The following is a 25885-nucleotide window of genomic DNA, read 5'->3' on the forward strand; positions in this document are numbered from 1 at the left end:
CTCATCCGCCGTCGCGCAGCGGCACCGTCTCCCGCAGCTCGATCGACAGCGGGGGTCCGCCCCCGCTGCGGATCGCGGCGGCCATCGTGTGCCGCGCCGAGGGCTGGTAGAGCGCGAACTGCCAGGCCGAGCGGTCGTCGCCGAGCCGAGGATCGAACGAGATGCCGATCGAAGGGCCATCGTCCAGGTGGAACGAGAACTGATCGAGCGGGATCGCGAGCCCCATCCCGCGCGCCTTGATGTACGACTCCTTGAGCGTCCAGTACTCGAAGAAGCGCGCGCGCTGCCTCTCCGGCGGCAGCGCGCGCAGCGCCCTCACCTCGCCCGGCGAGAAGAAGCGATCGGCGATGTCCACCGCGCCGCTCGCGCGCTCGGTGTCCTCGACGTCGACGCCCACGTCGCGATCCAGCGCGACCAGGCAGGCGATCAGCCCCCGCGTGTTCGACAGGTTGAACCGGATCGGCGGCACGCCCGGAGGTCCGGCGATCTGCGGGCGGCCGAACTCGTTCCGGACGAACGACCACGCCTCGGGCGCGACGTTCGCGTACTTCGAGAGGACCGTGCGCACGAGGGCGCGGGTGAGCAGGTACTCGTGCCGGTTCTCGGCGAACAGGAAGCGCGCCTGCTGCGCCGCCTCGTCAGGCGCCATCAGCCGGTGGTACGCCTCGAGCAACGCCTCGTCGCGAGCCGAGTCGCAGAAGACGTACCAGAGGTGCGCGGCGCCGGGGCCGATCGTGAGCATCTACATCATCCTCGGCGGCGCCGCGCCTGCAGGGCCCGGCAGGATCTCCCGAAGACAGCTGTCGGCGCTGCGCTCGACGGGCCGCTGGCGCGGGTATCCGAACGACACCTCCTCGAAACGAACACCGTCGATCCAGTCGGTGCGGGGGATGTGGAGGTGCCCTGACACGACCACCCGCGCGCGGAACCGCGTGTGCCAGTCGTGCGTGCGCCGCGTCCCGCACCAGATCGAGAAACGCGGGATGTGCCGCAGCCGCACGAGCTCTTCGCGCAGCGGGAAGTGGTTGATGAGCACCGTGGGGCGCCCCTCGATCGCGCCGAGGCGGGCCTCCGTCGCGGCGAGGCGGGCCCGGCACCACGCGGGCCGGCTCGCGTAGGGGGCCGGGTCGAGCAGCTCCTCGTCGCTGCAGAGGACGCCGCTCTCCATCGCCCACGCCACCGCGTCGCGCTCGGGCACGCCGTCCGGCCGGAAGCTGTAGTCGTAGAGCAGGAACATCGGCGCCAGCACGTGCGGTCCGCCCTCGCCGTCCCAGATCGCGTAGGGGTCCTCCGGCGTGAGCACGCCGCGGCTCCGACACAGCTCGACCAGCCGCTCGTACCGGGCCTGGCCGCGCGGGCCGCCGCGCTCACTCGGCATCGTATAGAGCTCGTGGTTGCCCGGCGTCCACACGAGCCGCTTGAACCGCGGACCCAGGGTCTCGAGGACGTAGATGAGGTGCTGCTCCGTCTCCCCGAGATCACCGGCGAGGATGAGCCAGTCGCTCGGCCGCGGCGTCATGCGCTCGATGGCCCACCGGTTCTCCGCATACCCGACGTGGAGATCGCTGAGTGCGAAGAGCTTCATCCGAATACCGCGCCGCCGGGGGCCGGACCGGCGAGCCGGCCGCCCCCACCCACACCACGGCCGACGACGGGCGTCCACTGCCGAGCGCCGCCGCCGGGCGGAGCGGTCCCCGGGGCAAGGCGACTGCCCTCCCCCATTTTGGGCCCGGTTCCGCGGCTCCTGGCGCGCCGCATTAAACTAGGGCTCCAATCCTTGTGCCATCTGTGCTACGCGCGTGTGAAGTCAGCACCATGCCTCTGCCCCAACGACAAGGTCTTTACGATCCGGCTTTCGAACACGACGCATGCGGTCTCGGATTCGTCGCCACGCTCCGCCGTGAAGCGACGCACGAGGTCGTTTGCCAAGCGCTCGAGATCCTCGAAAATCTAACCCATCGCGGCGCCGCTGGCTGCGACCCCTGCACCGGCGATGGCGCGGGCGTCCTCCTCCAGATCCCGCACGAGCTGTACGCCACGTCCCTGGCCGCCCTTGGCATCGCGCTGCCTGCTCCCGGCGACTACGCCGTCGCGACGGCGTTCTTCTCCCAGCTCCCGTCGCGGCGCCGCCAGTGCGAGGCGATCCTCGAGGCCGCGGTCGTGCACCACGGACAGCGCGTCCTCGGCTGGCGCGACGTCCCCATCGACGACGCGGCGATCGGCCCGACCGCGCGTGACTCGCGCCCCGCGATCCGCCAGCTGTTCATCGGCAGGGTCGCGCCGCGCCAGTCCTTCGAGCAGGTCCTGTATGCGATCCGCAAGCGCGCCGGCCGCGCCGCCAACGCCGACGACTTCTACATCACGTCGTGCTCGTCGCGGACGGTCGTCTACAAGGGCCTGATGCTCGCGGAGCAGGTCGCGGCGTTCTACCCCGATCTGTCCGACAAGCGCACCGTGTCGCGGCTCGCGATGGTGCACTCGCGCTTCTCCACGAACACCTTCCCCACGTGGGAGCGCGCGCACCCGTACCGGGTCATCGCGCACAACGGCGAGATCAACACCGTGCGCGGCAACACCGCGTGGATGTCGGCGCGCGAGGCGCTGCTGAAGAGCGATGTCTTCGCGAACGCGATCGAGGACTTCAAGCCGATCATCCGCCCGGGCGGCTCCGACTCGTCCGCGCTCGACAACGTGGTCGACTTCCTGCTCGCGAGCGGCCGCTCGCTGCCCCACGTGATGATGATGCTCGTGCCCGAGGCCTGGGCGCTCGACCCGGACATGTCGGCCGAGAAGAAGGCGTTCTACGAGTACCACGGCTGTCTGATCGAGCCGTGGGACGGCCCCGCGGCGCTGTGCTTCACGGACGGACGGCTGATCGGCGCGACGCTCGACCGGAACGGGCTGCGCCCCGCGAAGTACGTCGTGACGAGCGACGGGCTCGTCGTGCTCGCGAGCGAGTTCGGCGTCCTCGACATCGAGCCGGCGCGCGTGATCCAGAAGGGGCGCCTCCAGCCGGGCAAGATGTTCCTCGTCGACACGACCGAGGGTCGCGTCGTCAGCGACGACGAGATCAAGCGCCGCGTCGCGACGCAGAAGCCCTACGCGGCGTGGGTCGCCGAGAACAAGATCGATCTGCGCGCCCTCGAGGACGTGCCGAGCCTCTACACCATCCCGCACGCGGACCTCCGGGGCCTGCAGCAGGCGTTCGGCTACACCGAGGAGGACCTGCGGATGATCCTCGGGCCGATGGCCACCCTCGGCGAGGAGCCGGTGGGCTCGATGGGCATCGACATCCCGCTCGCCGTGCTCTCCGAGAAGCCCCAGCTGCTCTTCCGCTACTTCAAGCAGCTGTTCGCGCAGGTCACGAACCCGCCGATCGACCCGCTCCGCGAGGAGATCGTGATGTCGCTCGTGAGCTGCGTCGGCGGCGAGGGCAACCTCCTCGAGGAGACGCCCCGCCAGTGCCGGATGCTCGAGCTGCCGCACCCGATCCTCACGCAGGACGACCTGTCGAAGCTGCGGAAGAACGTCTTCCCCGACTTCCGCGCGGCCACGCTGCCCATGTACTTCCCGGTCGACGGCGACCCGGAGGACAACCTGCGCGCCGCGCTCGCGAAGCTCTGCAAGGACGCGAGCCGCGCGATCGCCGACGGCGCGAGCATCCTCATCCTCAGCGACCGCGGCATCGACGAGACGCTCGCCCCCATCCCGAGCCTGCTCGCGGTGGGCGCCGTGCACCACCACCTCATCAACGAGGGGGCGCGCACGCGCGCGGGCATCATCGTCGAGACCGGCGAGGCGCGCGAGGTCGGCCACATCGCGCTGCTCATCGGCTACGGCGCCGGCGCGGTGAACCCGTACCTCGCGTTCGAGTCGATCGCGGCGATGTGCCGCGACAAGACCCTCGGCGCCGACCTCTCGCCGACCGCGGCGGGCTCGCGGTACGTGAAGGGGCTCAAGAAGGGCATCCTGAAGATCATGTCGAAGATGGGGATCAGCGCGCTCTCCAGCTACCAGGGCGCGCAGATCTTCGAGGCGATCGGCATCGATCAGCTCGTCATCGACGCGTACTTCACCGGCACGGCGTCGCGCGTCCGCGGCGTCGGGCTGCGCGAGATCGCGGAGGAGGCGCTCGCGCGCCACCACGCGGCCTACGGCGAGCGGGCGCGCGCGCACCTCGACGTCGGCGGCCACCACCACTTCCGCGTGTCCGGCGAGCGGCACCTCTGGACGCCGCAGTCGATCGCGTCGCTCCAGCGGGCGGTCCGCCTCGACGACGCGAAGAGCTACGCCGAGTACGCCTCCATCATCAACGAGCAGCAGGAGCACCCGATGTCGCTCCGCGGCCTGTGGGACTTCAGGCCCGCGGGCCCGCCGGTGCCGATCGAGGAGGTCGAGCCCGCCGCCTCGATCGTGAAGCGCTTCGCCACGGGCGCCATGTCCTTCGGGAGCATCTCGAAGGAGGCGCACGAGACGCTCGCGATCGCGATGAACCGGATCGGCGCGCGGTCGAACACCGGCGAGGGCGGCGAGGACCCGGTGCGCTTCCTCCGGCTGCCGAACGGCGACTCGAAGCGGAGCGCGGTGAAGCAGGTCGCCTCGGCGCGGTTCGGCGTCACGGCCGAGTACCTCGTGAACGCCGACGAGCTGCAGATCAAGATGGCGCAGGGGGCCAAGCCCGGCGAGGGCGGCCAACTCCCGGGCCACAAGGTCGACGCGGTGATCGCGAAGGTGCGCCACTCGACGCCCGGCGTGACGCTCATCTCGCCGCCGCCGCACCACGACATCTACTCGATCGAGGATCTCGCGCAGCTCATCTTCGACCTGAAGAACATCAACTCGAAGGCGCGCATCAGCGTGAAGCTCGTCGCCGAGGCGGGCGTCGGCACGATCGCCGCGGGCGTCGTGAAGGCGCACGCCGACGTGGTGCTGATCAGCGGCGACTCGGGCGGCACCGGCGCCTCCCCGCTTACGTCGATCCACCACGCGGGCGTCGCGTGGGAGCTCGGCCTCGCCGAGGCGCACCAGGTGCTCGTGATGAACGGGCTCCGCGGCCGCGCCATCGTGCAGACCGACGGCAAGCTGATGACGGGCCGCGACGTCGCGTTCGCCGCGCTGCTCGGCGCCGAGGAGTTCGGCTTCTCCACGGCGCCGCTGGTCGCGACCGGCTGCATCATGATGCGCAAGTGCCACCTCAACACCTGCCCGGTCGGCATCGCCACGCAGGACCCCGAGCTCCGCAAGAAGTTCACGGGCGCGCCGGAGCACGTCATCAACTTCTTCTTCTACGTGGCCGAGGAGCTCCGGCAGATCATGGCGCGCCTGGGCTTCCGCACGCTGACCGAGATGGTCGGGCGCTCCGACTGCATCGTGCAGCGGAGCGCCGGGCTCCACCCGAAGGCGAGGAAGATCGACTGCTCCGAGGTGCTGTACCGCCCGAAGGAGGCGCTCACGAGCCCGACCCACTGCGTGGAGCTGCAGGACCACAAGCTCGACCGGGTGCTCGACCTCAAGCTCATCGAGAAGGCGCGCGCGACGATCGACGGCGGGGCGCCCGTCGTCATCGAGACCCGCGTCAAGAACTCGGATCGGACGCTCGGCGCGATGCTGAGCGGCGAGATCGCGCGCCGCCACGGCAGCGCCGGGCTCCCCGAGGACAGCATCGTGGTCAAGTGCGCCGGCAGCGCGGGCCAGAGCTTCGGCGCCTTCGCCTCGCGGGGCATGACCCTCGAGCTCGAAGGCGACGCGAACGACTACGTCGGCAAGGGCCTCTCGGGCGGCGTGGTCGCGGTGCGGCCGCCGCGCGAAGCGCCGTTCCGGCCGGACGATCAGGTCATCGTGGGCAACGTCGTGCTGTACGGCGCGACGGGCGGCCGCGCGTTCTTCAACGGCCGCGCGGGCGAGCGCTTCGCGGTCCGGAACAGCGGGGCCACCACCGTCGTCGAGGGCGTGGGCGACCACGGCTGCGAGTACATGACGGGCGGCACCGTGATCATCCTCGGCACCACCGGCCGCAACTTCGGGGCCGGCATGAGCGGCGGGCTCGCCTACGTCTTCGACGAGGACGCGCTCTTCGAGGCGCGCTGCAACAAGGAGATGGTGCAGCTCGAGACGATGACCGCCGCCGACGCCGAGTCGGTGCGGGCGCTGCTCGAGGAGCACGTGCGGCGCACGGGCAGCCGGAAGGCGATCGAGCTGCTCGAGTCCTGGCAGGCCGTCCTGTCGAAGTTCGTGAAGGTCGTCCCGAGCGAGTACCGCCGCGCCCTGGAGGCCGCGGCGTCGCCCGCGACGAACGGAGCGGACGGGTCCGACAGGCTCGTGTCTCTCCTTTCTCCTTCCACCCCCTATGTTTCCACTGGACGTTACATCCCCGCCAACGCGGGTCCCCTGAGCACGGGAGAGAGGTCGGCCGCCCATGGGTAAGGTACGAGGCTTCCTCGAGATCCAGCGGGTCGACATCAAGAAGCGGCCCGTCTCCGAGCGTTTGAACGACTGGCAGGAGTTCGAGCTCCCGGTCCCCGACGCCGAGCTGCGCGATCAGGCAGCGCGGTGCATGGACTGCGGCATCCCGTTCTGTCACGACGGGTGTCCGCTCGGGAACCTGATCCCCGACTGGAACGATCACATGTTCCGCGATCGCCTCCCCGAGGCGATCGCGTCGCTCGACGCGACGAACAACTTCCCCGAGTTCACCGGGCGCGTGTGCCCCGCGCCTTGCGAGGCGGGGTGCGTTCTGAACATCGAGAGCAAGCCGGTCACCATCAAGAACGTCGAGCGCGCGATCGCGGATCGCGCGTTCGACCGGAACCTGGTTGTGCCGGTCATCGCGAAGCAGCGCACGGGCAAGAAGGTCGCGGTGGTCGGCTCGGGGCCCGCCGGGCTCGCTGCTGCCCAGCAGCTCGCGCGCAAGGGCCACGACGTGACGCTCTTCGAGCGCGACGACCGCATCGGCGGCCTGCTCCGGTACGGCATCCCCGACTTCAAGATGGAGAAGCACCTCATCGACCGGCGCATGGAGCAGATGCAGGCCGAGGGGGTGACGTTCCGCACGGGCGTCCACTGCGGCGTCGACATCACCGGCGACGCCCTGCGCGAGCAGTACGACGCCGTCGTGCTGTGCGGCGGGGCGCGCCGGCCGCGCGACCTGCCGGTGCCCGGCCGGGAGCTGAAGGGCGTCCACTTCGCGATGGATTTCCTGACCCAGCAGAACAAGCGGGTCGCCGGCGACGTGATCCCCGACAGCGAGGCGATCTTCGCCACGGACAAGCGGGTGGTCGTCATCGGCGGCGGCGACACCGGCTCCGACTGCCTCGGCACGAGCCACCGCCACCGCGCGGCGCACGTGACGCAGCTCGAGCTCCTCCCCCGCCCCCCCGAGCAGCGCTCGCTGACGAACCCGTGGCCCGCGTGGCCGCTCATCCTCCGCACCTCGTCCTCCCACGAGGAGGGCGGCGAGCGCGACTGGTCGGTGTCGACCACCGCGTTCCTCGGGGACGAGCACGGCCACGTCCGCGCGCTCCAGGCGACGCGGGTGAAGCTGGAAGGCGGGAAGTTCGCGCCGGTCCCGGGGAGCGAGTTCGAGATCCCGTGCGAGCTCGTCCTGCTCGCGATGGGCTTCGTCGGCTCCGAGCGCGAGGGGCTGCTCGAGCAGCTCGGCGTCGAGATGGACCAGCGCGGCAACGTGAAGGCCCACGGCGGGCGCACCAGCGTGGAGGGCGTCTTCGCCGCCGGCGACATGTCGCGCGGACAGAGCCTCGTCGTCTGGGCCATCGCCGAGGGGCGCAAGGCCGCGGACGCGGTCGACGCGTACCTGATGCAGCCGGCGAAGCGCCGGCTGGCGCTTGCGGCGGGCTAGAGCTCGACCGTGCGAGCGCTGGTCTGGGACGGAACGGCCGCGCGCGTCATCGACCGCGACCCCCCCTCGACCACGGCCGGCATGGCCGTGGTCGAGGTGCGGTGCGCCGGGATCTGCAACACGGATCTCGAGATCATCCAAGGTTACATGGGCTTCCGCGGCACGCTCGGGCACGAGTTCGTCGGCGATGTCGTGGAGGGCCCGGCCGCCTGGCTCGGCCGCCGCGTGGTGGGCGAGATCAACTTCGCATGCGGCCGCTGCGAGAGCTGCGCGCGCGGGCTGGGCAGGCACTGCCCGACGCGCACGGTCATGGGCATCGTCGGCGCCGACGGCGCGCTGGCGGAGCGCGTCGCGGTGCCCGTGGCGAACCTCCACGCCGTGGCCGACGGGGTCGACGACGAGGAGGCGGTGTTCGCGGAGCCGCTCGCGGCGGCGTTCGCGATCCTGGAGCAGGTGCGCGTGTCGCCGGGCGCGTCGGCGCTCGTGTTCGGCGACGGCAAGCTCGGCCTGCTCATCGCGCAGGTCCTCCACCAGGCTGGCGCCCGCGTCCTCGCGGTCGGCAAACACGAGGAGAAGCTCGCCCTGCTGCGCGCGCAGGGCATCGCGACCGAGCTCGTTCGCCCGGGGCCCTCGGGCCAGCCCGACGCCGGTGCCTCGCCGCCTCTGGGCGCCTGGGCCGGAGATCCGGCTGAGCTGGTGGTCGAGGCCACAGGCACCGCCGAGGGGTTCGTGCGGGCCGTCCGCGCGACCCGGCCCAGGGGCACGCTCGTGCTCAAGAGCACGGTGGCCGGGCTCTCCAGCGTCCACCTCGCGGAGCTCGTCATCAACGAGATCACCGTCGTCGGGTCGCGCTGCGGGCTGTTCGGGCCAGCGCTGCGCGCCCTCGAGGCCCGGGCCGTCGACGTCCGCTCCCTCGTGTCGGCGCGACTCCCGCTGGAGCGCGCCGCAGAGGCGCTGACGGCCGCCGCGGCGCCCGGCGCCCTCAAGGTGCTCGTCACCCGCTGAGCTCCGCGCGCTGGTCAGCTCGGTCAGCTCGTCCGGTCGTGCGTTATGGGCGCACCTGCGCTGTGCGGCGCTCCTAGCGGCGGAACAGGCCGGACATGAACCGCGATGGCGGCGGGAGCTGCCGCGGACGCCACGCCGACGCGGCCACGATGGACACGCCGTTGCGCATGAGCAGGAGCGCGGGCTCGTCGCTCCGGACGTCGAACCCCTGGCTCAGGCGGAGCGCTCCGCGGACCAGCGACTCGTGCGGCGAGACGCGGAGCGGCTCGAAGCCGTTCATGCGGAGGCGGCGCTGCCAGGCGCCCCGGCGCTCGTGCCGCTCGACCCGCGCGGCCCCCTCGCCCACCACCACGTTCATCACCTCCTGCCCGAAGAAGACCTGCTCGATGGTCTCCCGCGCGGCGATGTGCGGCGGGAGCAGCGCCTCGAGCGCCTGGAATACCGCGTAGTAGTGGCCGATCGCCTCCGACAGCCTCGGGAGGAATTGATGTGCGTTGTGCTCCACATCCGGCTCGACGAGCGTCAGCACGCGCGGCGACAGCGCGCGGATCCTCGTGAGGATGGTGTCGCGGTTCGCGGTGGCGTGCACCGAGGCATCCGGCACGTGGTGCAATGCGAACGCCGCATTGACCGCGATGGGCGCCGTGGAGCGGGACGCGATACGGCTCCAGTCGACGCGCTCCACCGAGGACGCGACGCCGTGGAACTCGAAGGGGACCTTCAGCCGCTCCGCCCACCCCCCGATGAACGCGCCCGCCCAGCGCAACCGCTGCTCGGGATCGGGGCCCCGGCACGGCAGATCGATGCCGGTCAGCCGGACCCGCGGCGGGCCGCCGGGCCGCGTCGCCAGCCGGTGTAGCAGGAATGGCCACTGCGTACCGCCGCCAACGCCGATGTCGATGACATGGATCTCCCCTTCGTCCTGGAACGCCTCGACGATGGCCGCGTTCGCGCTGAGGTAGCCGAACCGGATGAGCGGCGTCGCGTGGACGAGCAGCTGAAACGCCGCGAGCATGTCCCGCGGCCCGGCGCTGCGCAGGTACAGATTCCCGTCGCCGGAGCGATCTCCGTCCAGGCGGGCGAGCAGCGCCCGGCCAAACACGCCAGAGATGCGCTCGGACGCGTCCCCCGTATCGGGCTCGGCCCGCAGGATGCCCTCGATGAGGGCCCTCGCGCGCTCGGTATCCCCCGCGTCGATCGCCTCGCCCGCCGCCAGGAGGCGGCTCAGGAACGGGCGGCGACGCGAGTGGGTTTGGCGGGTCCCCGAGCTCGGCTGCTGCCCTGGGCTGGACGCGGTCGAGCTGGTGGGCCCCTCGATGTGCGCTCGCAGGCTAAGAGGCGCCTCTTCGGCCGATTCGTGTCTACGGATCGCGTTCATGGTGTCCAGGGCTGTTCAACCAGGCAGCCCGCCGTCCTGGCTGGGCTCTCCGCGGGCAGCCGATTTCAGGCGAGAACGCATGACGTCGACCACCTCGCAGGAGCCAGGGGTTTCAATGTTTGCACATGTCGCTGAGGGAGAGCCCGACGGCGAGCAAGGGGCAGGCGCTCGGCGGCCGCGCGCCCGCGGCGAGGCCGCGAAGCGCGGCGCCCACCCGTGACGCGACCTGAGCTCGCAGGGAGACCCGACAGACAACTCTTTGTACATCGATGAAGCCGCCCGCCCGGTCAAGTCCAAGATCGTCATTGTGCGTCGCGCCCCCGTCCTCGTGTTCCGCGCGCCGTCCGAGCCTGTCTTCTGGCGACAGACGTAGGCACTCGTAGGCGTCCCGCGAGGCGCGCGTGATCGCGCCGCAGGCGGAAGCCCCGCCGGCCGCGGCGCGCGCGGATCGCGAGGAGCGCGGCCTCGATGGCGCAGGCCGCGCGCGACGCACGGGCCACGGAACACTTCACCGATGGTCTCTTCAGGGCGCATCGTGGGCTCCGACCTGGCGAGCACGCGCCGGACTCGTTGAGTTGACCGTGGTCGTGACAGCACCTCGCTGGAGACGGGGCTTACACACCACATTACAACCCGCATAATCAGCTCTGTAAAGTCCCTATACATGGCCGTTCGGTCGATCGAGCCCACGTTGCGTCGCCAGATGGAGGCAACCCTGCGACGATCGGGCGCTCCCCTGCCCGAGAAACAGCGCCGCGACGGCCTTCAGGCCTTCGGAAAGAGCAGAGCGTTTGCTGGAGGTGATGTATGGAACGACCGCCCCATCGGGCTCAGCAGCCTACGCCGGGAGCGACTTCGTCATCGCAACGCAGCCGGAGGACGAGCGCTCTCCGGCGACGCGGCGGCACCATTGACGCACTCCTGCACCTGTGCATGCGACGGCGGGCGCCAGCGGTTCAGTCGTTATCGGACACGTCGCTTCCCTCGGCGAAGTGGGAGCGATCGACGCCATTCTTCTCGAGCCAGCGTCGAATTCGATTCCTGTGCACTCCGAGCCGGATGGCCGCGCGAGACACATTGCCTCGCTCGAGGCGAAGCGCCTCGGCGATCTCGTCTTCGGGCGGCGCCTGGCCTGCGCGCGCCGGTCGAACATCGCTCGCCGTCGGCCGGGCCTGCGGCTCGACCGCCTCCGGGCTCAGCCCGACGCCGGCGAGCGGATCCAGATCCTTGGCCTCGACCGTGCGCCGCCCCTCGTCGAGCGCGCGCGTCACGGCGCGCCGCGCCTCGCCGACGAACTCGCGCAGATTCCCCGGCCATCGGCGCATCGCGCACGCGATGATCATCGAATGGTGAATCGCGGGCGGCGCGCTTTGAGCGGCCGCGCCGACCGCCTTTGCGCATTGCGCGAACAGCCACGGGATCTCCTCGGTCCGCTCGCGGAGGGGCGGGAGCCGGACCTCGGGCCGGCCGATACGGTAGTAGAGATCATCCCGGAAGCGGCCCTGGGCGACGCGGGCGCGGAGGTCGTGTGTCGCCGCGCAGATCCGGATCTGCACCGGGCGAGGCGCGACCGCGCCGAGCTCGAGGACCTGCCGGGTGTCGATCGTCCGCAGCAGCTTCGCCTGGACGGCCGCGTCGAGCTCCGCCACCTCGTCGAGGAAGAGCGTGCCTCCGTGGGCGGCCTGCACATAGCCGTCGGTGTCGTGCGTCGCGCCGGAGTAAGCGCCGCGCCTGGCGCCGAAGAGGAGCCGCTCCGCCAGGCCCTCCGGGATGGCCGCGCAGTTGACGGCGACGAACGGGCCGCGCGCCTGCGGGCCCGCCTCGTGGTAGGCGCGCGCCGCGAGCTCTTTGCCCGTGCCGCTCTCGCCCGTCACGAGGAGGCTGTCTCCCCCGGCCGCGGCGCGGATGATCGTGTCGTAAATCAGCTGCAGCCTCGGCCCGAGGACGCTCTCCTTTTCGAGGCGCACGCCCCCGCGCGCGAAGCTCCGGATGTCGCTGAGCGCGAGGAACACCGACGTCCCCGCGCCGACGACCTGGATCGCGTCCCTCCGCACCTCGCCGCGGATGGGCTCGCCGTTGACCGACGTCCCGTTGGTGCTGCCGAGGTCCTCCACGGTCCAGGCGCCGCCGTCGTACGCGATGCGGGCGTGTCGCCGCGACATGAGCGAGTCGTCCATGAGCGGCACGCCGCCGACGCCTCCGCGACCCACCACCACGGAGCCACGATCCAGCGGGATGGGAGCGCAGCGCGGCTGATCCCCCGAGAAGATCAGCACGATGCCGGGGACAGGCTCGGCGACCGAGGGCTCCGGTGAAACCGAGACGCGGACGGTGGAGTGGTCCATCGGGCACAATCTTACCCGTTGAAGAACCTGGCCGGCCAGTGGCCGGCCATCCCAACGGCCTGCGAAGGCTCTCTGGGCAGAACTCCCAGCAAATCCAGGTCGCCCCGTTCGCCAGGTTCGGCACAAGTTGTGCTTGTTCCCTCGGCATGGTGGCCTCTGCAAGAGCTCGCATCCATCGGGACCGGGGGTCTGCCCTCGAGGTGAACATGGGATCCGGCCGCAACATCGAGGAGGCGAGCCGCCGCTCGTCCCGGCGTCTGCACACATCCCGCACCCTGCCGAGCCTCCCCACCCACCCCGGCCTCCAGAGCATCAGCGGCCTCCGCGGCGCTCTCGAGTTCCTGGAGTGGCCGGCGTCCGAGTGGACGCCCAAGGACCTCCAGGAGTGGTTCGTGGACCACCTCGTGACCCCGGGCCTGATGAAGCGCCCCCAGATCGTGCGCGAGCCCGGCGCAACGCCCGTCATGCTCGATCCCCGGGCCGACGGCGGCAGCAACCTCGAGGAGCTCATCCACAAGGCCCGCGGGCGCGTCATCACGGCCCTCCGGGGGCTGATCGCGCCCGTCGCCGACGATCGATTCCTGAACGCGGCGATCTACGGGGGCAGGGTCCGCCGGGCGGCGGTCGGCGGCCGTCCCGTCTGGGTCGCTTCGCCGCGCGAGATCGACTTCCTCGGCGACATTGTGCTCAGTTTGCTCGCCGCCGACATCCTGCTCGACCGGGAGTTCTATCGCGCACACCTGTGCATCTGCGAGGTGTGCGGAAGGGTGTCATTCAAGGAGACCGCGGACGCGCGAGGCGTATGCAGCGAGCATCGCAGCAGTGTGTCCGGGTTCACGCCGCGGGTGCGCTGAGCGCCTGCGGCGGAGTCGTGACACCAGAGACGATAAAGGCCGGCTGAAGAGCCGGCCTTCGTCATTTCTCTCGCCACGGATCCTGTCCGCCCGCCGCATCGCGGAGGGCCGACGCGGACGGCGCCGCGTCAGTTCGCGTCGAACGAGACCCAGGCGCCCGTCGCCCAGGTGTCATCGGCCTTGAAGGCGCCGATGTAGCTCGCCTCCGGGTCGAAGAAGCCGTCATCCGGCGGGGTCGCCGCGTTCTCGGTGAGCGTGGCCTCGGGCCGGAAGTCGGGCGTGGCGGCGAAGCAGTCGGCGAGCCCAGGATCCTCGGTGCTGTTGGTCGCCTCGCCCTCGAACCACGCGACCTCGTCCGTGCCAGCGTCGTCGTCGTCGTCGAGCTTCGACTCGGTCGCCGCCTCGGTGTCGGTCTCTTCGTAGGCGATGTTCGCCTCGATGTTGCCGAAGAAGATCGAGCTCGCGAGCTCGACCTCGGTGAGCTCGTTCCGGAGATCCACCCCCGCCTCGAAGCCGGTCACGATGGTGTTGAAGACGTGGGCCTTCGTCGAGCGGCGGAGCAGCATGCCGTACTGCTGCTTGTCGACCTCCTTGTTCTTGCCGCACAGGGTCGCGTTGTAGATCGTCGGCTCGCTGAGGGGCGTGTTGGCCGACGAGTCGGCGTCGTTGTCGCCCTCGAAGCCGTTCGTCTCGTCGGCCACGGACGGGTCCTGCTGGAGCGCGAGGAACTGGAGCTTGCCGGTGTAGCCGAGGTCGAAGTCGAAGCCGTCGTCGCCGTTCTGCGCGCAGATGAGGTGCTTCGCGTTGACGGTGCCGCCGAAGAACTCGAAGCAATCGTCGAGCGTGTGGTGCACCATCACGTGATCGACGGTCGTCCCGGAGCCCACGCCGGCGAAGGTGAGGCCGTTGACCTCGTTGTCCTGGGAGAGGAGGATCCCGCTGTACTCGATGCGCACGTACTCGAGGACACCGCTGCTGTCCGCGGGCTTGTCGCCGCCGTACTCCGTGCCTTCGCCGGTGATGCCCTCGACGCTGGCCTTGCCGCCTTCGACGTTGACGGGCGCCTCGCCGAGCAGGATGACGCCGCCCCAGTCGCCAGCGGCGCGATCGCCCTCCTCGCCCTGGCTCGTGAGCACGATGGGCTTGCTCGCCGTGCCCTTGGCGTTGATCTTGGCGCCGGGCTTCACGACGAGCGTGGCGAGGCTCACCTTCTCGCCCATGATCTTCGTGCCGGGCTCGATGGTCAGGGTCGCGCCGCGCTCGACAAAGAGGATCCCCTTCATGAGGTAGCACTTGTCGGCGGTCCACGTCGTGCTGGCGGTGATCGCCTCGCTGACCTCCACCGGGGAGGAGCAATCGGCGCTGACGTCGCCACCACCGCCGCCTTCGCCACCGCCGCCCTCGCCGCCACCACCACCGTCACCGCCGCTGGCGGAGCTGCTCGCGGACGAGGTGCTTGTCGAGGTCGGGGAGACCGAGTCGTCATCGCCGCACGCGGCGAACGCCGCGACGGAGAGCGCCGAGGCGCAAACCAAGCCCAATTTGAATGTACGCAATTTATTCTACCTCCTCCCCCAACATGGCGCATGTAGGAAAACTCGTGACGAGCGCGGCGTGACGATTCAATGGCAGGTGCTCAGTAGGTGAACGCTGCGCTCAACGTCACAGTCGTTCCGACACTGTACTGGCTGACGATCTTGTCCTCATCGTCCGCTTTCCCCTGGGTGACGCGGACGGGCGCATCGATGAGGTTCTCACCGGCCAGCTTCAGCTCGACGTGCTCGCCGAGGCGCTGGGCCACGGTCAGGTCGATCTGGTGCCGCGGCTGCTCGTACTCGTCCTTCAGCCCGTTGCGACCCACCCGCTTGAGCCGGGCGCCGAACACGTTGTAGAGGAGCCGGGCGCTCGTGCCGGTCGACTCTCTGGCGTAGTCGAGCCCCAGGTTCACCACGAAGGGGGATTGCCCCTGAAGAGGGTGCGTCGGGGTGCTCTCGATGGTGACCCCTCCCTCGTTGTCATCGGGATCGATCGTCACTTCCGACTGCACGAACGTGAGGTTTCCGAGCGCCGTGACCTCCTTCAGGAGCGGGGTGATGAAGCCCAGGCCCTTCCTGAGCTCGAGCTCGATCCCGGCGACATAACCGGCTTCTCCGTTCACGTAGCTGAGCCTGCCCCTGCCGCTGTTCGGGACGATGATCTCCTCGATCGGATCCTGGAAGTGCTTGTAAAAGATGCTGACCGCCGCCACCTCGCCGGCCGTCGGGAAGATCTCGAAGCGGAGATCAACGTTCACGACGCTCGTCCGCCCGAGCTCCGGATTGCCTTTCGCCTCCATCCCGCTGTATCCCTCCTGATACAAGGTCGGGCTGAGCTCGCGGAGCTGGGGTCGCGCCAGCGTCCTGGATACGCCGAGCCTGACATTCGAGATCGAGCTCGCCTTGACGATTACGTTGGCCGCAGGCAAGAGATCGACCTTGTCGCTCTCTTCCTTGATCTCCGGGCTTGCCGGGGAGTACCTGTCGAACGCCCTAAGCGACAGCGTGGAGGCCTCGATCCGGGCGCCGAGCACCGCGCGGAGCCATCGTGTGATGGCGGCGTCCGTCATCACGTAACCGGCGTAGAGATCGCTGTTCGCCGTGTAGGAGTCGGTCTCGCGCGTGATCTCCTCCAGCTCGAGCGCCGTACCGATGTTCTCGTCCGAGAACAGCTGACCCGGCTCCTGGCGGAAGATCGTCGGATCCGAGCCCGGACGCTGCTTGAACCGGAACCGGCGCGCGTTGAACTCGCGCTCTCGGAGGTTGAACAGACCGCCCAGCTTCAGCCGGGTCGGAGTGTCCCCACGGACGAGAGGCTGGGTATAGGAGAGCTGCCCGCCGTAGTTCACGTCGGTCATGTCGCTGAAGAAGTGGGCGCCGCTCAGCGTGCCCTCGTCCCACGAGAAGGCTCCGCTCGTATCGTCCCTGATGTAGACGGTCTCCCTCGTATCGGGCTCGTCCGAGGACGCGCCGGAGATGGACGCCTTCCAATCGAGGGTACCGCCGTCCAGCGCTCCGAAGCGGTGCTCTCCCTGGAGCTGACCCAAGGTGAGGGCGCGGGAGATGAACCGCTGCTGTGTGTCGCGAAACGCGCTGCTGCCGTCCAGAGGGTTCCCGCTGATCTCGCTGGCCAGGTCCTCGGACGAGCGGCTGTGGAGCCCGGTGATCGTCACCTTGTGGTTCTGATCCGGGTTGTAGGTGGCGCTGGCGAACGCGCCCCAGGACACCTGGTCACGGATGCTCCCGGTGCTGGTGTCGGCGTTGGGTACGGGCTCGCCGCCCAGAGGATCGGGATCGAATTTCCTCGTGCGCTCTTCAGCGCGCGGAGCGAACTTCCGGCCATAGCTCAGGGTGGCGATGTAACCGAGGCGCTGCTCGCCGCCGAGCTTCAGGGTGTCGCCGACGACCACGCTGCCGCTCCCGTTCGGCGGGGTGAACGACCGCGTCGTCACCATCGACGAGTTGATCGCCCGCCCATAGGCCGTCATCTCGTCCCTCGTGATGGTGCCACCGCCCGGCTTGGAGCCGAGCCGCACCACCTTGTAGTCGGGGATCTCGCTGGGAAGCGCGCGCACACCGCCGTCGATCCCGAGCCAGTCGGTGCCCGATCCGGCGTAGGTCAGGCGATCGCGGAACGTCGCCTGGCTGTTCAGCCCGAGCGACAGCGATGCCTGGAAGAGGAACTTCGTCGGGAGCTCGCGCGTGTTGACCTGGACCGAGCCGCCCGCGAAGTCGCCGGGGAGATCGGGCGTGAACGTCTTCACGACGGTGATGTCGCTGAGGACCAGCGACGGGAAGAGGTCCAGCGGGACGGCCTGCCGGTCGGGCTCGGGGCTCGGCAGGGGGGCGCCGTTCAGGAGCGCGTTCGTGTAGCGCTCTCCCAGGCCGCGGACGTAGACGTACCTGTTGTCGACAACGGTCGCGCCGACGATGCGCTTCGCGGCCTCGGCGGCGTTGCGATCGGGTGTCCTCGCGATCTCCTTCGCGCCCACGGCGTCGCCCACGTGGGCCGCGTTCTTCCGGATGAGCAGCTGCGCCGCGACGCTCGCCCGCTCCGGCTCGAACTCGACCTCGATGACCTCCTCTGTCTGCTGATCGGGATCGAGGCCGACATCGACCTGGACCACCTGCCCGGCCGTCACACGTACGTCCTGCACGCGCTGCGGCTTGTGCGCCTCGTACCAGACGCGCAGCTGATGGGTGCCCGGCGGGAGTTCCAGGCGATACCGCCCGTCGAGGTCCGCGATCGCCTTGAGCTTCGTCCCCACGACGGACACCTGGGCGTCGAGCAAGGGCTCTTTCGTGGCGGTGTCGGTGACGACGCCCCACACCACGCCTTTCCCCGCGGGCGGCGGGCGCGACGGGCTCGGCTCGTCGAGCCCCGCGACGTCCTCCGCCGCAGGACCGCCGGCCTGAGGCGCCGCGCCGTCTGGCTGCGGCGCGGCGGCTCCGGGGTCGCCCTGCGCGAGGGCCGTGGCCCCCCAGCAAAGCGGTGTCACCAGCGCTGCGACTACCCCCGAGATCCTTCTGCGACTCATGCACCTGTCCCTTCGCGCGCTCCGAGCCCGGGCGCGACTCTCGATTCGATGGCCGGGCGCACGCGCGCCCGTCTGATGAGGAGAGCGGAGGGCCACCTCGCGCCCTCTCCCGTGCACCCCGCCGCGCCCGCGCGCTCGAGCGACGCGGCGGCGGCTCCCGCGCGCCTCGACTTCACCTCATCGGGCCTCTGCCCTGGCTCAGCGCGCGGGCTTCTCCGTCAGGACGGCGATCGTCTTGGCCCCGCCCATGCGCGCGGCGTCCATGGCCTCCACGGCGACCGCGTAGACGGCCTCGTCATCCGCGTCGAAGTAAAGAACGTTGTCCGAGCGCGCCGCGAAGATGCGCGCGAGCCGCTCCTTCAGCTCGCCGCGCTGCACCTCGGCCTGGTTGATGCGGAGGACGCCGCGCTGATCCACCGTGAGCACCACGGGCTTGTCGGCGTCGATGGGAGGCGGCGCGAGCTTCGCGGTGTCGTCCTTCTTGGGCAGGTTCAGCCAGAGCTGCTTGGCGAGCAGCGGCGTCACGACCATGAAGATGATGAGGAGTACGAGCACCACGTCGACGAGCGGCGTCACGTTCATGCTCGGCGCGACGCCGCGCGTCTTCCCTCCGCTGCCTCCGCCCTGCGGAACGCTCATCCCCACGGCGCTATCCCTCCTCCGGCGCCGCGGACGCCCCGCCGCCCCGCTGGCTCACCTGCAGCGAGATCCCGGCGAACCCGACCTCCTGGCACAGCGCGAAGGCCTCCCGGACGCGGCCGTACCGCACCGAGGAGTCGCCCTTGATGACCACCCGGCGCTCCGGCTCGGCGGCGCGGATGGCCCGCAGCCGCTCGCCGAGCGCGCCGAGGTCGGCGACGGCCTCCTTCTCGAGGAACATGGTGCCTGCGCCGGTGATCGTCACGTAGATCGGATCGAGCTTCGATTTCGACTTCGGATCCGGCTGAAACACCGCCGGGAGCTCGACCCGCTCGCCGTGCTCCATCTGGGGCGCGATCACCATGAAGATGATGAGGAGCACGAGCACCACGTCGACGAGCGGCGTGACGTTGATCTCCGGCTCAGGCGGCTGCTGCCGACCCGAGCGACCGCTCTCCGCTCGAACGCCCATGTTCGTTCTCCATCTCGTCGATGAGCTCACCCGCGCTGCGCTCGAGCGCGAGCTCCACCGCGGCGATCCGGGTGGTGAGGTAGTTGAAGCAAAGCACCGCCGGGATGGCGACCCCGAGCCCGAGCGCGGTGACGATGAGCGCCTCGGCGATGCCGGCGCTCACGGCGCCGAGGCCGCCCGAGCCGGTCGAGGCGATGGTCTGGAAGGCCGTGATGATGCCGATGACGGTGCCGAGCAGCCCGACGAACGGGGCCACCGAGCCGACCGTCGCGAGCACCGACAGGCCGCGGCGCAGGTCGGCGGAGATCGCCTCCCGGCGCCGCGACACCTCGCGGCGCGCGAGCTCCACCGGCGGCACGCCGCCGTCGCCGGCCTCGACGGCGCGCTGGAAGCGGCGCACGGCCGCACCGACGAGCCGGGCCAGCGCGGAGCGTCCATAACCGTCGGCGATCGAGACGAGCCGCGCGGTGTCCCAGGCCTCCATCACGGGGCGCGCCTCCCTCGCGAAGCGCCGGGTCTCCGACGCCTGACGCGCGAGCGCGATGAGCCGCTCCACCACGACGGCGACGCTCGCCAGCGCCATGAGCACGAGGGCGAACGCGACGAGCTTGCTCAAAAGCCCCATGGTCGCCCAGATGTGCCCGAGATCAAACTGCATCATGGTTACAACCTCCTTCGTTCCTCGCGCGAGAGGCCGCGTCCGCGGCCGCGCGCTCGACGTCATCTCTTCGCCTTGAACGGGATCCGGACCGTCTTGAAGGTCGACACCGGCCTCCCCTCGTGGATCGCCGGCCGGTAGCGCCACGTCTTCACTGTCGCGAGCACCACGTCGTTAAACAGCGGATGGCCGCGGACGATGGTCACGTTCGTGACCTCGCCGGTCTCGGTCACCACGAACCTGACGACCACGGTGGCTTCTATGCCCGCGCTCCGCGCCCCCTCGGGGATGGGAGGGAGGGAATTGGAGAGCGCGACAGGCGGCGTGGCGTTCTCGGGGAGGTGAATCGGCCCTTTCGGCTGCGGAGGAGGAGGCGGCGGTGGCGGCGGCGCGGGCGCAGCCACGGCGGCCGTCCCCGTGCCGCCGGGGACCCCGCCGGGCACGCCGCCCGGTACGCCTCCAGGCTCTCCGTAGGTGTCGTCGTCGCTCGCCTTGGCCTGGCTCGGGTCCGCCTCCGCCGGCGCCTCGCTGGGCACGGCGGTCGGCGCGACGAGCGCCGGGCGTCTGGGCGCCGCGGGGCGAGGCGCCGGAGCCTCCGCCGCCGGCGGCGGGGGCGCGGGCGCGGGCGCCGGGGCGACGGGGGGCGCCTCGGGGACCTGGGTGGCGAGCTTCACCTCGACGACATCCTCTTCGGGCGGAGGATGCGCGATCGCGCCGCTCAGGCGGGCGGCGGCGAGCCCGATGGCCGCGAACAGCAGCAGCCCTGCCGCAACCCCGATCGCGAGGCGCTTTGCCCGCTCAGGATCGGCCTCCCCTGCATTCCACGTTTCAAGATACATCGAGGCTCCCGGCACACGCCGGCGACGACACCAGAGCTCCACCTGACCTCATGAGAGGGACCTGCACGCTTCAACGATGTCGCCCAGCATGTGAATCACCGTCTGCACGGTACACTGGCTGCCGTTGCGGCCCGGTGACGGCGGGGCAACGATTGTCGTGCTCGCCCGGCCGGGCGCTCAGGCGCTGCGGCTCTCGGGGAGGTCGGGCGAAGCGGCGAATCGATAGCCGATGCCGCGGACGGTCTGGATGTAATCGCCGGCGCGGCGCAGCTTGTCGCGAAGCCGCTTGACGTGGGTGTCCACGGTCCTCGTCGTGATGCTCACGTCGATGCCCCACACGCCGTCGAGGAGCGCGGTGCGCGTCTGCACGCGCTCGCGCGCCTCGTACAGCGCGACGAGGAGCTTGAACTCGAGGAGCGTCAGCTCGATCTCCTCGCGCTCGACCCACACGCGGTGAGCGCCCTCGTCGATCCGCAGGCACCCGAACTCGATGCTCCGCTCTCCCTCTCCGGAGGACTTCGCGCGGCGGAGCACGGCTTGCACGCGCAGCACGAGCTCCCGCACGCTGAACGGTTTGACGACGTAGTCGATGGCGCCGAGCTCGAAGCCGACGATGCGGTCGACCTCGTCCCCGCGCGCCGACACGATCATCAGGGGGATCCGCTGGGTGCCATCGCTCTGCTGGAGAGCACGGCACACCTCGGTCCCCGGGATGTCGGGCAGCATGAGATCCAGCAAGACGAGATCGGGCCGCTGGTCCACGGCCAGCCGGACCCCTTCACCGCCCTGCCCCGCGAGAAGCACCTCATGCCCGGCTTGCCTGAGGTTGTAATCGAGCACCTTCTGGAGCGCCGGCTCGTCCTCGATGACCAAAATCCGCGCCATGGTGAAGAGCGCGTGTACCCGAGCGATGTGACGGACCGATGACCGGATCGCAACAGGGCGGTGCGGCCCCGAAAAGACCGCACGGGCACGCAGGCGCGGCGGACGCACGGCGGGATGTGGTAGGGGAGCGCAGGCACGGCGAAAGGTCACGCGGGCGCGGCGCGGCGCGGCGCGGCGCGACGAGACGAGACGAGACAGACGAGGTGCCCCGCAGGCGCGCGGCGAAAGGTCGCACGGGCGGGGCGAGATGCGCTAGTCTCGCCGGGATGCTGCGGACTTTGCGACTCATCGCGGCCGACGTGCGCCAGAAGGCCACATGGTGCTACGGCAGCGATCCACTGCCGACCATCCTGAAGACGCTGGCGACCGACGGCACGGCGGCGATGGTCCTCTACAGGTTCACGCAGGCCGCGCGGGCCCACCGGATGCCGGTGCTCGAGATGGTGCTCAACAAGGCGACCAACCTGGCCGGCGGCTGCGTGATCGGGCGCGGCGCGGACTTCGGGCCCGGGTTCGTGCTCATCCACTCGAACGGCGTTGTCATCAATGGCAACGTCCGCGGCGGATCGAACGTGCTCATCGAGCACCAGGTGACCATCGGCGCCGATCGGCGGCAGACACCGGTGCTCGGGAGCGACCTCTTCATCGGCGCGGGGGCGAAGATCGTCGGCGGGGTCACGGTCGGTGACGGCGCCAGGATCGGCGCCAATGCCGTGGTCGTGCACGATGTCGCGCCGAACACCACGGTCGTGGGCATCCCCGCGAAGCCCGTGCAGCGGCGCGAGGACCGCGCCGCCCAGCCCGCCGCGCGCCCGGCCGCGGACGGGACGAACAGCTCGCAGAGCTGACCGGCGCTCTATCGAGGCGCCCGGGCGAGGAGCTCTTGCCTGAGCTCTGCGATCTCTTGCCGGAGCGGGCCGATGAAATCGGCGCTCAGGGTGCGGTTCCGGCCCTGCAGCGCGCGCGCCGTGTGCCACTTGCTGAGCGCGAGCCGCGCGCCGGCGCGGATGAAGCTCCGCCCTGTGGCGCCGCGCCAGCCTAGGGTGCACCGGAGCCGGCCGATCGGCGAGCAGACGAGCTCGAGCTCGTCCTGGGTGAGCATGCCGAGCGCGACCTCGTCGCGCAGATGATCCCGGATCACCCAGCCCTTGCGGATCACGAGCGCCACGATGATCCCGAAGAACGACGCGACGAAGCACAACCAGAGCAGGAGCCACGGCATGAAGATGTCCCCCATCGCGCGCCCCAGGGCGGTGGGGAGGAAGTTCCACACCGCGTGCAGCGCGACGCCGAGCAGGTAGCCGCCGATCGGGGCCGCCGCGCGCACCCACGTCTTCGACGACTCTCGGGCGAGCCCGAAGCCGATGCCGGTCATCGACGTGAACAGCGGGTGGAGCCAGGGCGTGAAGACGCCCCGCAGGACGAACGTGCCGGCGAGGACGTCGCTGCCCTGCATCGAGGCGCGCGCGTAATAGAGCACGTTCTCCACCGCGGCGAAGCCGAGCGCGCAGAACGTGGCGTAGATGATGCCGTCGACGATCCCATCGAACTCCCGGCGCAGGAAGTAGAAGAAGCCGAACACGCCGAGCCCCTTGAAGAGCTCCTCTGCGAACGGCGCGCTGACCGACGCGCTGACGAGCTCGCCGGCCGGCTCGCCGAAGTTGCTCGAGACGCCGATGTGGACGCCCGTGTTGATCAGGATCGAGAAGCCGGTCGCCGCGAGCGCGCCCCAGAGGAACGCCATCAGCAGGCACCACCACGGCTCGGGATCGTACCGATCGATGATCATCGGGACGAACAGGTAGAGGACGAGCGGTGGGAACGCGAAGAGCGCCCCGACGAGCATGGCGCTCAGCATGCTCCCCCCGGACTCGATGACGCCGAGGAGCGTGAAGAGCACGTTGAGGACCGCGCCCGCGATGAGGCCGATGGCCCACAGCCACAGCCCGGCGATGCGCAGCCGCCGGTCGGGGTCGAACCTCCGAGCGGCCGCCGGGTAGCCCGCGTGGTGATGCGCATACGCGTGACCCTGCGGCCCCCGCGCGTAGCCCTGCGGCCCCTGCGAATACGCGTGCCCTTGCGGCCCCTGCGAATACGCGTGCCCCTGCGGCCCTTGCGAATACGCGTGCCCCTGCGGCCCTTGCGAATACGCGTGCCCCTGCGGCCCTTGCGAATACGCGTGCCCCTGCGGCCCTTGCGCATAGCCCTGCGGCCCTTGCGCATAGCCCTGCGGCCCCTGCGGATACGCGTGCCCCTGCGGTCCGTGCGCATAGCCCTGCGGCCCCTGCGGATACGCGTGCCCCTGCCCGTAGCCCTGCGCTGGCTGCGCGTGCGCGTACCCCTGCGGCGCCTGCCCGTGGCCCTGCTGCCCATGCGGCGGTTGCCCCATGGAGCTCTGCCCCGCACCTTGCGCCGGATACCCCGAAGGGCCCTGCGCGCGCTCGCTCAAGCGCTCCGCCGGCCGGGGTTGTTGCGGCACGCCGGGGGAATCGGGACGATGTCCGTGGGGATTGTTCATGGATCGAGCGCTCTCGCGAAAGCCTCGTGACAGCGGGTGACCGTTCAGCCGAGGCGAATCCCCGCCGCGCGCGTGGAGCCGAAAGCAGCGGTGACGATCCGCGGCGGGCGACGCCAGCCTCGGAGCTGTCGCTCACGCCCGTGGGATCGAAGTATCACGGAATATTTCTACCACGGCGGGGACGCGCCGGGCATATATCCCAGCAGCTTCGCCACGGCGCGCTGCCGGCGAAGAGCGCGGAGGCTGTGACGCTCCGCTTCCACGGGTTCCACGAGCTGTCGGGGGTCGGCGGGGTAACGCGGCAGCGGCTCCTCCGCGCCGGGAACGTGGCGGGAGAACGTCAGGGGCGGACGACGCGCGTGCCCGGCGGAGGCGTGAAATCGAACTCGGTCTTCCCGACCGGCTGATTCACGACCGGCGACGAGAAATCGAACCGGTTCCGGTTGCCCTGCGCGTCGAGGATCAGCACGCGGCGGACCTGGTTGGTCTGCGCGTCCACGTAGAGGAGCATCTTCTGATACGCAGGGGTCGCCTCCTTCGGCGTCCCCTCGAGGACATAGCCGCCCTCGAACTTCATCTGCGCAGGATCGAGCAGGCGCAGCGAGAAATCCTTCGTGAGCTGCCCCTTGCCCATCAAGAACGCGAGCGCCGCCGGATACTGAGAGCCCTTCACCGGGGTCTCGAACATCTGCTCGTTGTCCTTCTCGTAGACCTTGATCGTGACGCCGTCGGAGACGACCCGGTTTCCGTTCGGCGCGTCGTAGATCCAGCTCATCTTGCCCGGCTTCTCGAAGGTCACCTTGCCGGTGGAGACCTTCTTCACGTCCTGGACCTTGATCGTGTAGGTCTGGGTGAAGCTCGCCTTGAAGGTCTTCGTGGAGTCGTAGAACTGCTGGACGCGCCTGCCGAGCTCTTCGGCGGTGGGACCCGCGGCCTGGGACTCGCCGGCGGTCGCGAGCGTCGCGAGCACGACCGTGAGGGGCGCCGTCAGCCCGATGAGGCACGCGGCGGCGAGGCGGTTGAGTGAGGTTCGCGTCATCCTTCCCGATCTCCTTTGATGTCCAGAGGCGTCTCGCCCCCGCCCGTCGGCGACGGGGGCGCCGGCGATGCACCGCCGGTTCCGTGCCCTGGCAGCCGCACCCTCGCTGAAGCCGGGGCGCGCCGCACATTTTCATGTTGGACGCGGCGCGGGAGCGTCCGATGCAGGCTCCATAGCACACGGGATGTGCGCCAGGACCGCCCCCGCCGGCCCCCGGTCAGCGGTCAGCCGAGGCGCCTCCCCGGCGTCCCCATGCGCAACCAGGGAGCCGCGTCGGCCCACGCTCACCCGAGGCGCGCCCGTCGCGGCCGGGCGCGGCGCGGGACGGGCGCGCCCGACGCCGCCAGCGCGGCCGCGAAGCCAGCGGCGCTGAGGTGGGTCATCGCGATGGCCAGCGCGTCGGCGGCGTCCGGCCGCGGGGGCGCGGCGAGGCGCAGGACCGCGGTCATCACCTGCGCGACCTGCGCCTTCTCGGCCGCGCCCCGGCCGACGATGGTCCGCTTCACCAGCGCCGGCGGATACTCCGAGATCGGCACGCCCGCGCGCGCCAGCCGCAGCAGCACGACCCCGCGCGCGTGGCCGAGCTTCGCCGCGCTCTGCGCGTCCTTGGCGAAGAACAGGCTCTCCACCGCGGCCGCGTCGGGCGCGAGCGACGCGATCACCTTGCCGAGCTCGTCGTCGATCTCCACGAGCCGGGCGGCGAACGTCCCGCTCGTGTCGATGTCGATGACGCCGTGCGCGACGTGCTCGATGCGCGTGCCCTGCCGCACGAGCAGGCCCCACCCGAGGTGGCGCGAGCCGGGGTCGATGCCGAGGACCCGCATC

The 25885-nt window shown here is 70.4% G+C and carries 19 protein-coding genes; 5 read left to right on the top strand and 14 right to left on the bottom strand.

Going from position 1 to position 25885, the window contains the following annotated elements; translation table 11 throughout:
• Position 1: 1 nt before the first annotated feature.
• Together WMF44_RS27205 and WMF44_RS27210 are read right to left on the bottom strand one after the other, a co-directional pair.
• Positions 2 to 742: a 4'-phosphopantetheinyl transferase family protein gene (locus WMF44_RS27205; protein ID WP_437292949.1), complete on the bottom strand. Its 741-nt coding sequence runs from the start codon at positions 740 to 742 to the stop codon at positions 2 to 4.
• Positions 743 to 1585: a metallophosphoesterase family protein gene (locus tag WMF44_RS27210; protein ID WP_437292950.1), complete on the bottom strand. Its 843-nt coding sequence runs from the start codon at positions 1583 to 1585 to the stop codon at positions 743 to 745. It lies immediately after the preceding gene.
• A gap of 230 nt (positions 1586 to 1815) precedes the next feature.
• On the opposite strand from WMF44_RS27210, the gene gltB reads away from it, so the two are divergent.
• From gltB to WMF44_RS27225, 3 genes are read left to right on the top strand one after another with little or no spacing between them, the layout of a single operon-like run.
• Complete coding sequence (gltB, locus tag WMF44_RS27215) at positions 1816 to 6423, top strand: glutamate synthase large subunit (RefSeq protein ID WP_437292951.1); 4608 nt, start codon at positions 1816 to 1818, stop codon at positions 6421 to 6423.
• A complete protein-coding gene (locus WMF44_RS27220; protein WP_437292952.1) occupies positions 6416 to 7855 on the top strand; it encodes a glutamate synthase subunit beta in 1440 nt (479 codons plus the stop codon). The genes gltB and WMF44_RS27220 overlap by 8 nt, the downstream gene beginning before the upstream one ends.
• A gap of 9 nt (positions 7856 to 7864) precedes the next feature.
• The gene (locus tag WMF44_RS27225) at positions 7865 to 8860 is read left to right on the top strand and encodes an MDR/zinc-dependent alcohol dehydrogenase-like family protein (protein WP_437292953.1); all 996 of its coding nucleotides are present in this window, start codon (positions 7865 to 7867) and stop codon (positions 8858 to 8860) included.
• A 73-nt stretch (positions 8861 to 8933) separates the two neighbouring features.
• On the opposite strand, the gene WMF44_RS27230 is transcribed toward WMF44_RS27225, so the two are convergent.
• Together WMF44_RS27230 and WMF44_RS27235 are read right to left on the bottom strand one after the other, a co-directional pair.
• Positions 8934 to 10238, bottom strand: coding sequence for a GRAS family protein (locus WMF44_RS27230; protein WP_437292954.1), 1305 nt, complete (start codon positions 10236 to 10238; stop codon positions 8934 to 8936).
• Between the two features lie 956 nt (positions 10239 to 11194).
• Positions 11195 to 12583, bottom strand: a complete 1389-nt coding sequence (locus tag WMF44_RS27235) for a sigma 54-interacting transcriptional regulator (RefSeq protein WP_437292955.1) — start codon at positions 12581 to 12583, stop codon at positions 11195 to 11197.
• 206 nt (positions 12584 to 12789) lie between these two features.
• On the opposite strand from WMF44_RS27235, the gene WMF44_RS27240 reads away from it, so the two are divergent.
• Positions 12790 to 13437, top strand: coding sequence for a hypothetical protein (locus tag WMF44_RS27240; RefSeq protein WP_437292956.1), 648 nt, complete (start codon positions 12790 to 12792; stop codon positions 13435 to 13437).
• Between the two features lie 128 nt (positions 13438 to 13565).
• Here WMF44_RS27240 and WMF44_RS27245 read toward each other — a convergent pair whose 3' ends face one another.
• The 7 genes from WMF44_RS27245 to WMF44_RS27275 all read right to left on the bottom strand — a co-directional run bounded on the left by WMF44_RS27245 (position 13566) and on the right by WMF44_RS27275 (position 21503).
• Positions 13566 to 14972 carry a hypothetical protein gene (locus tag WMF44_RS27245; RefSeq protein WP_437292957.1) on the bottom strand — a complete coding sequence of 469 codons (1407 nt, stop codon included), beginning with the start codon at positions 14970 to 14972 and terminating at the stop codon, positions 13566 to 13568.
• A gap of 101 nt (positions 14973 to 15073) precedes the next feature.
• Positions 15074 to 17971 carry a carboxypeptidase regulatory-like domain-containing protein gene (locus tag WMF44_RS27250; RefSeq protein WP_437292958.1) on the bottom strand — a complete coding sequence of 966 codons (2898 nt, stop codon included), beginning with the start codon at positions 17969 to 17971 and terminating at the stop codon, positions 15074 to 15076.
• A gap of 237 nt (positions 17972 to 18208) precedes the next feature.
• Positions 18209 to 18655: an ExbD/TolR family protein gene (locus tag WMF44_RS27255; RefSeq protein ID WP_437292959.1), complete on the bottom strand. Its 447-nt coding sequence runs from the start codon at positions 18653 to 18655 to the stop codon at positions 18209 to 18211.
• Between the two features lie 4 nt (positions 18656 to 18659).
• Positions 18660 to 19121 carry an ExbD/TolR family protein gene (locus WMF44_RS27260; protein WP_437292960.1) on the bottom strand — a complete coding sequence of 154 codons (462 nt, stop codon included), beginning with the start codon at positions 19119 to 19121 and terminating at the stop codon, positions 18660 to 18662.
• Entirely contained in the window at positions 19072 to 19782 is a 711-nt protein-coding gene (locus WMF44_RS27265; protein WP_437292961.1) for a MotA/TolQ/ExbB proton channel family protein, read from the bottom strand. The genes WMF44_RS27260 and WMF44_RS27265 overlap by 50 nt, the downstream gene beginning before the upstream one ends.
• Before the next feature lie 59 nt (positions 19783 to 19841).
• Complete coding sequence (locus tag WMF44_RS27270) at positions 19842 to 20618, bottom strand: energy transducer TonB (RefSeq protein WP_437292962.1); 777 nt, start codon at positions 20616 to 20618, stop codon at positions 19842 to 19844.
• A 177-nt stretch (positions 20619 to 20795) separates the two neighbouring features.
• Entirely contained in the window at positions 20796 to 21503 is a 708-nt protein-coding gene (locus WMF44_RS27275) for a response regulator (protein ID WP_437292963.1), read from the bottom strand.
• Positions 21504 to 21769: 266 nt separating this feature from the next.
• Here WMF44_RS27275 and WMF44_RS27280 point away from each other — a divergent pair, with 266 nt between their 5' ends.
• Complete coding sequence (locus WMF44_RS27280; RefSeq protein ID WP_437292964.1) at positions 21770 to 22351, top strand: serine O-acetyltransferase; 582 nt, start codon at positions 21770 to 21772, stop codon at positions 22349 to 22351.
• An 8-nt stretch (positions 22352 to 22359) separates the two neighbouring features.
• On the opposite strand, the gene WMF44_RS27285 is transcribed toward WMF44_RS27280, so the two are convergent.
• The 3 genes from WMF44_RS27285 to ruvC form a co-directional block, all read right to left on the bottom strand.
• A complete protein-coding gene (locus WMF44_RS27285; RefSeq protein ID WP_437292965.1) occupies positions 22360 to 23892 on the bottom strand; it encodes a PrsW family glutamic-type intramembrane protease in 1533 nt (510 codons plus the stop codon).
• A gap of 469 nt (positions 23893 to 24361) precedes the next feature.
• Positions 24362 to 25060, bottom strand: coding sequence for a LolA family protein (locus WMF44_RS27290; RefSeq protein WP_437292966.1), 699 nt, complete (start codon positions 25058 to 25060; stop codon positions 24362 to 24364).
• 284 nt (positions 25061 to 25344) lie between these two features.
• Entirely contained in the window at positions 25345 to 25884 is a 540-nt protein-coding gene (gene ruvC, locus WMF44_RS27295) for a crossover junction endodeoxyribonuclease RuvC (RefSeq protein ID WP_437292967.1), read from the bottom strand.
• Position 25885: the final 1 nt, after the last annotated feature.

It is taken from the genome of Sorangium sp. So ce426 (assembly GCF_051475585.1).
Taxonomy (GTDB): Bacteria; Myxococcota_A; Polyangia; order Polyangiales; family Polyangiaceae; genus Sorangium; species Sorangium cellulosum_B.

Bases quoted from the DNA above. Each gene is read 5' to 3' on its own strand.
- WMF44_RS27205 (WP_437292949.1), bottom strand. From the start codon at position 742: ATGCTCACGATCGGCCCCGGCGCCGCGCACCTCTGGTACGTCTTCTGC.
- WMF44_RS27210 (WP_437292950.1), bottom strand. From the start codon at position 1,585: ATGAAGCTCTTCGCACTCAGCGATCTCCACGTCGGGTATGCGGAGAAC.
- gltB (WP_437292951.1), top strand. From the start codon at position 1,816: ATGCCTCTGCCCCAACGACAAGGTCTTTACGATCCGGCTTTCGAACAC.
- WMF44_RS27220 (WP_437292952.1), top strand. From the start codon at position 6,416: ATGGGTAAGGTACGAGGCTTCCTCGAGATCCAGCGGGTCGACATCAAG.
- WMF44_RS27230 (WP_437292954.1), bottom strand. From the start codon at position 10,238: ATGAACGCGATCCGTAGACACGAATCGGCCGAAGAGGCGCCTCTTAGC.
- WMF44_RS27235 (WP_437292955.1), bottom strand. From the start codon at position 12,583: ATGGACCACTCCACCGTCCGCGTCTCGGTTTCACCGGAGCCCTCGGTC.
- WMF44_RS27240 (WP_437292956.1), top strand. From the start codon at position 12,790: ATGGGATCCGGCCGCAACATCGAGGAGGCGAGCCGCCGCTCGTCCCGG.
- WMF44_RS27260 (WP_437292960.1), bottom strand. From the start codon at position 19,121: ATGGGCGTTCGAGCGGAGAGCGGTCGCTCGGGTCGGCAGCAGCCGCCT.
- WMF44_RS27265 (WP_437292961.1), bottom strand. From the start codon at position 19,782: ATGATGCAGTTTGATCTCGGGCACATCTGGGCGACCATGGGGCTTTTG.
- WMF44_RS27270 (WP_437292962.1), bottom strand. From the start codon at position 20,618: ATGTATCTTGAAACGTGGAATGCAGGGGAGGCCGATCCTGAGCGGGCA.
- WMF44_RS27275 (WP_437292963.1), bottom strand. From the start codon at position 21,503: ATGGCGCGGATTTTGGTCATCGAGGACGAGCCGGCGCTCCAGAAGGTG.
- WMF44_RS27280 (WP_437292964.1), top strand. From the start codon at position 21,770: ATGCTGCGGACTTTGCGACTCATCGCGGCCGACGTGCGCCAGAAGGCC.
- WMF44_RS27285 (WP_437292965.1), bottom strand. From the start codon at position 23,892: ATGGGGCAACCGCCGCATGGGCAGCAGGGCCACGGGCAGGCGCCGCAG.
- WMF44_RS27290 (WP_437292966.1), bottom strand. From the start codon at position 25,060: ATGACGCGAACCTCACTCAACCGCCTCGCCGCCGCGTGCCTCATCGGG.
- ruvC (WP_437292967.1), bottom strand. From the start codon at position 25,884: ATGCGGGTCCTCGGCATCGACCCCGGCTCGCGCCACCTCGGGTGGGGC.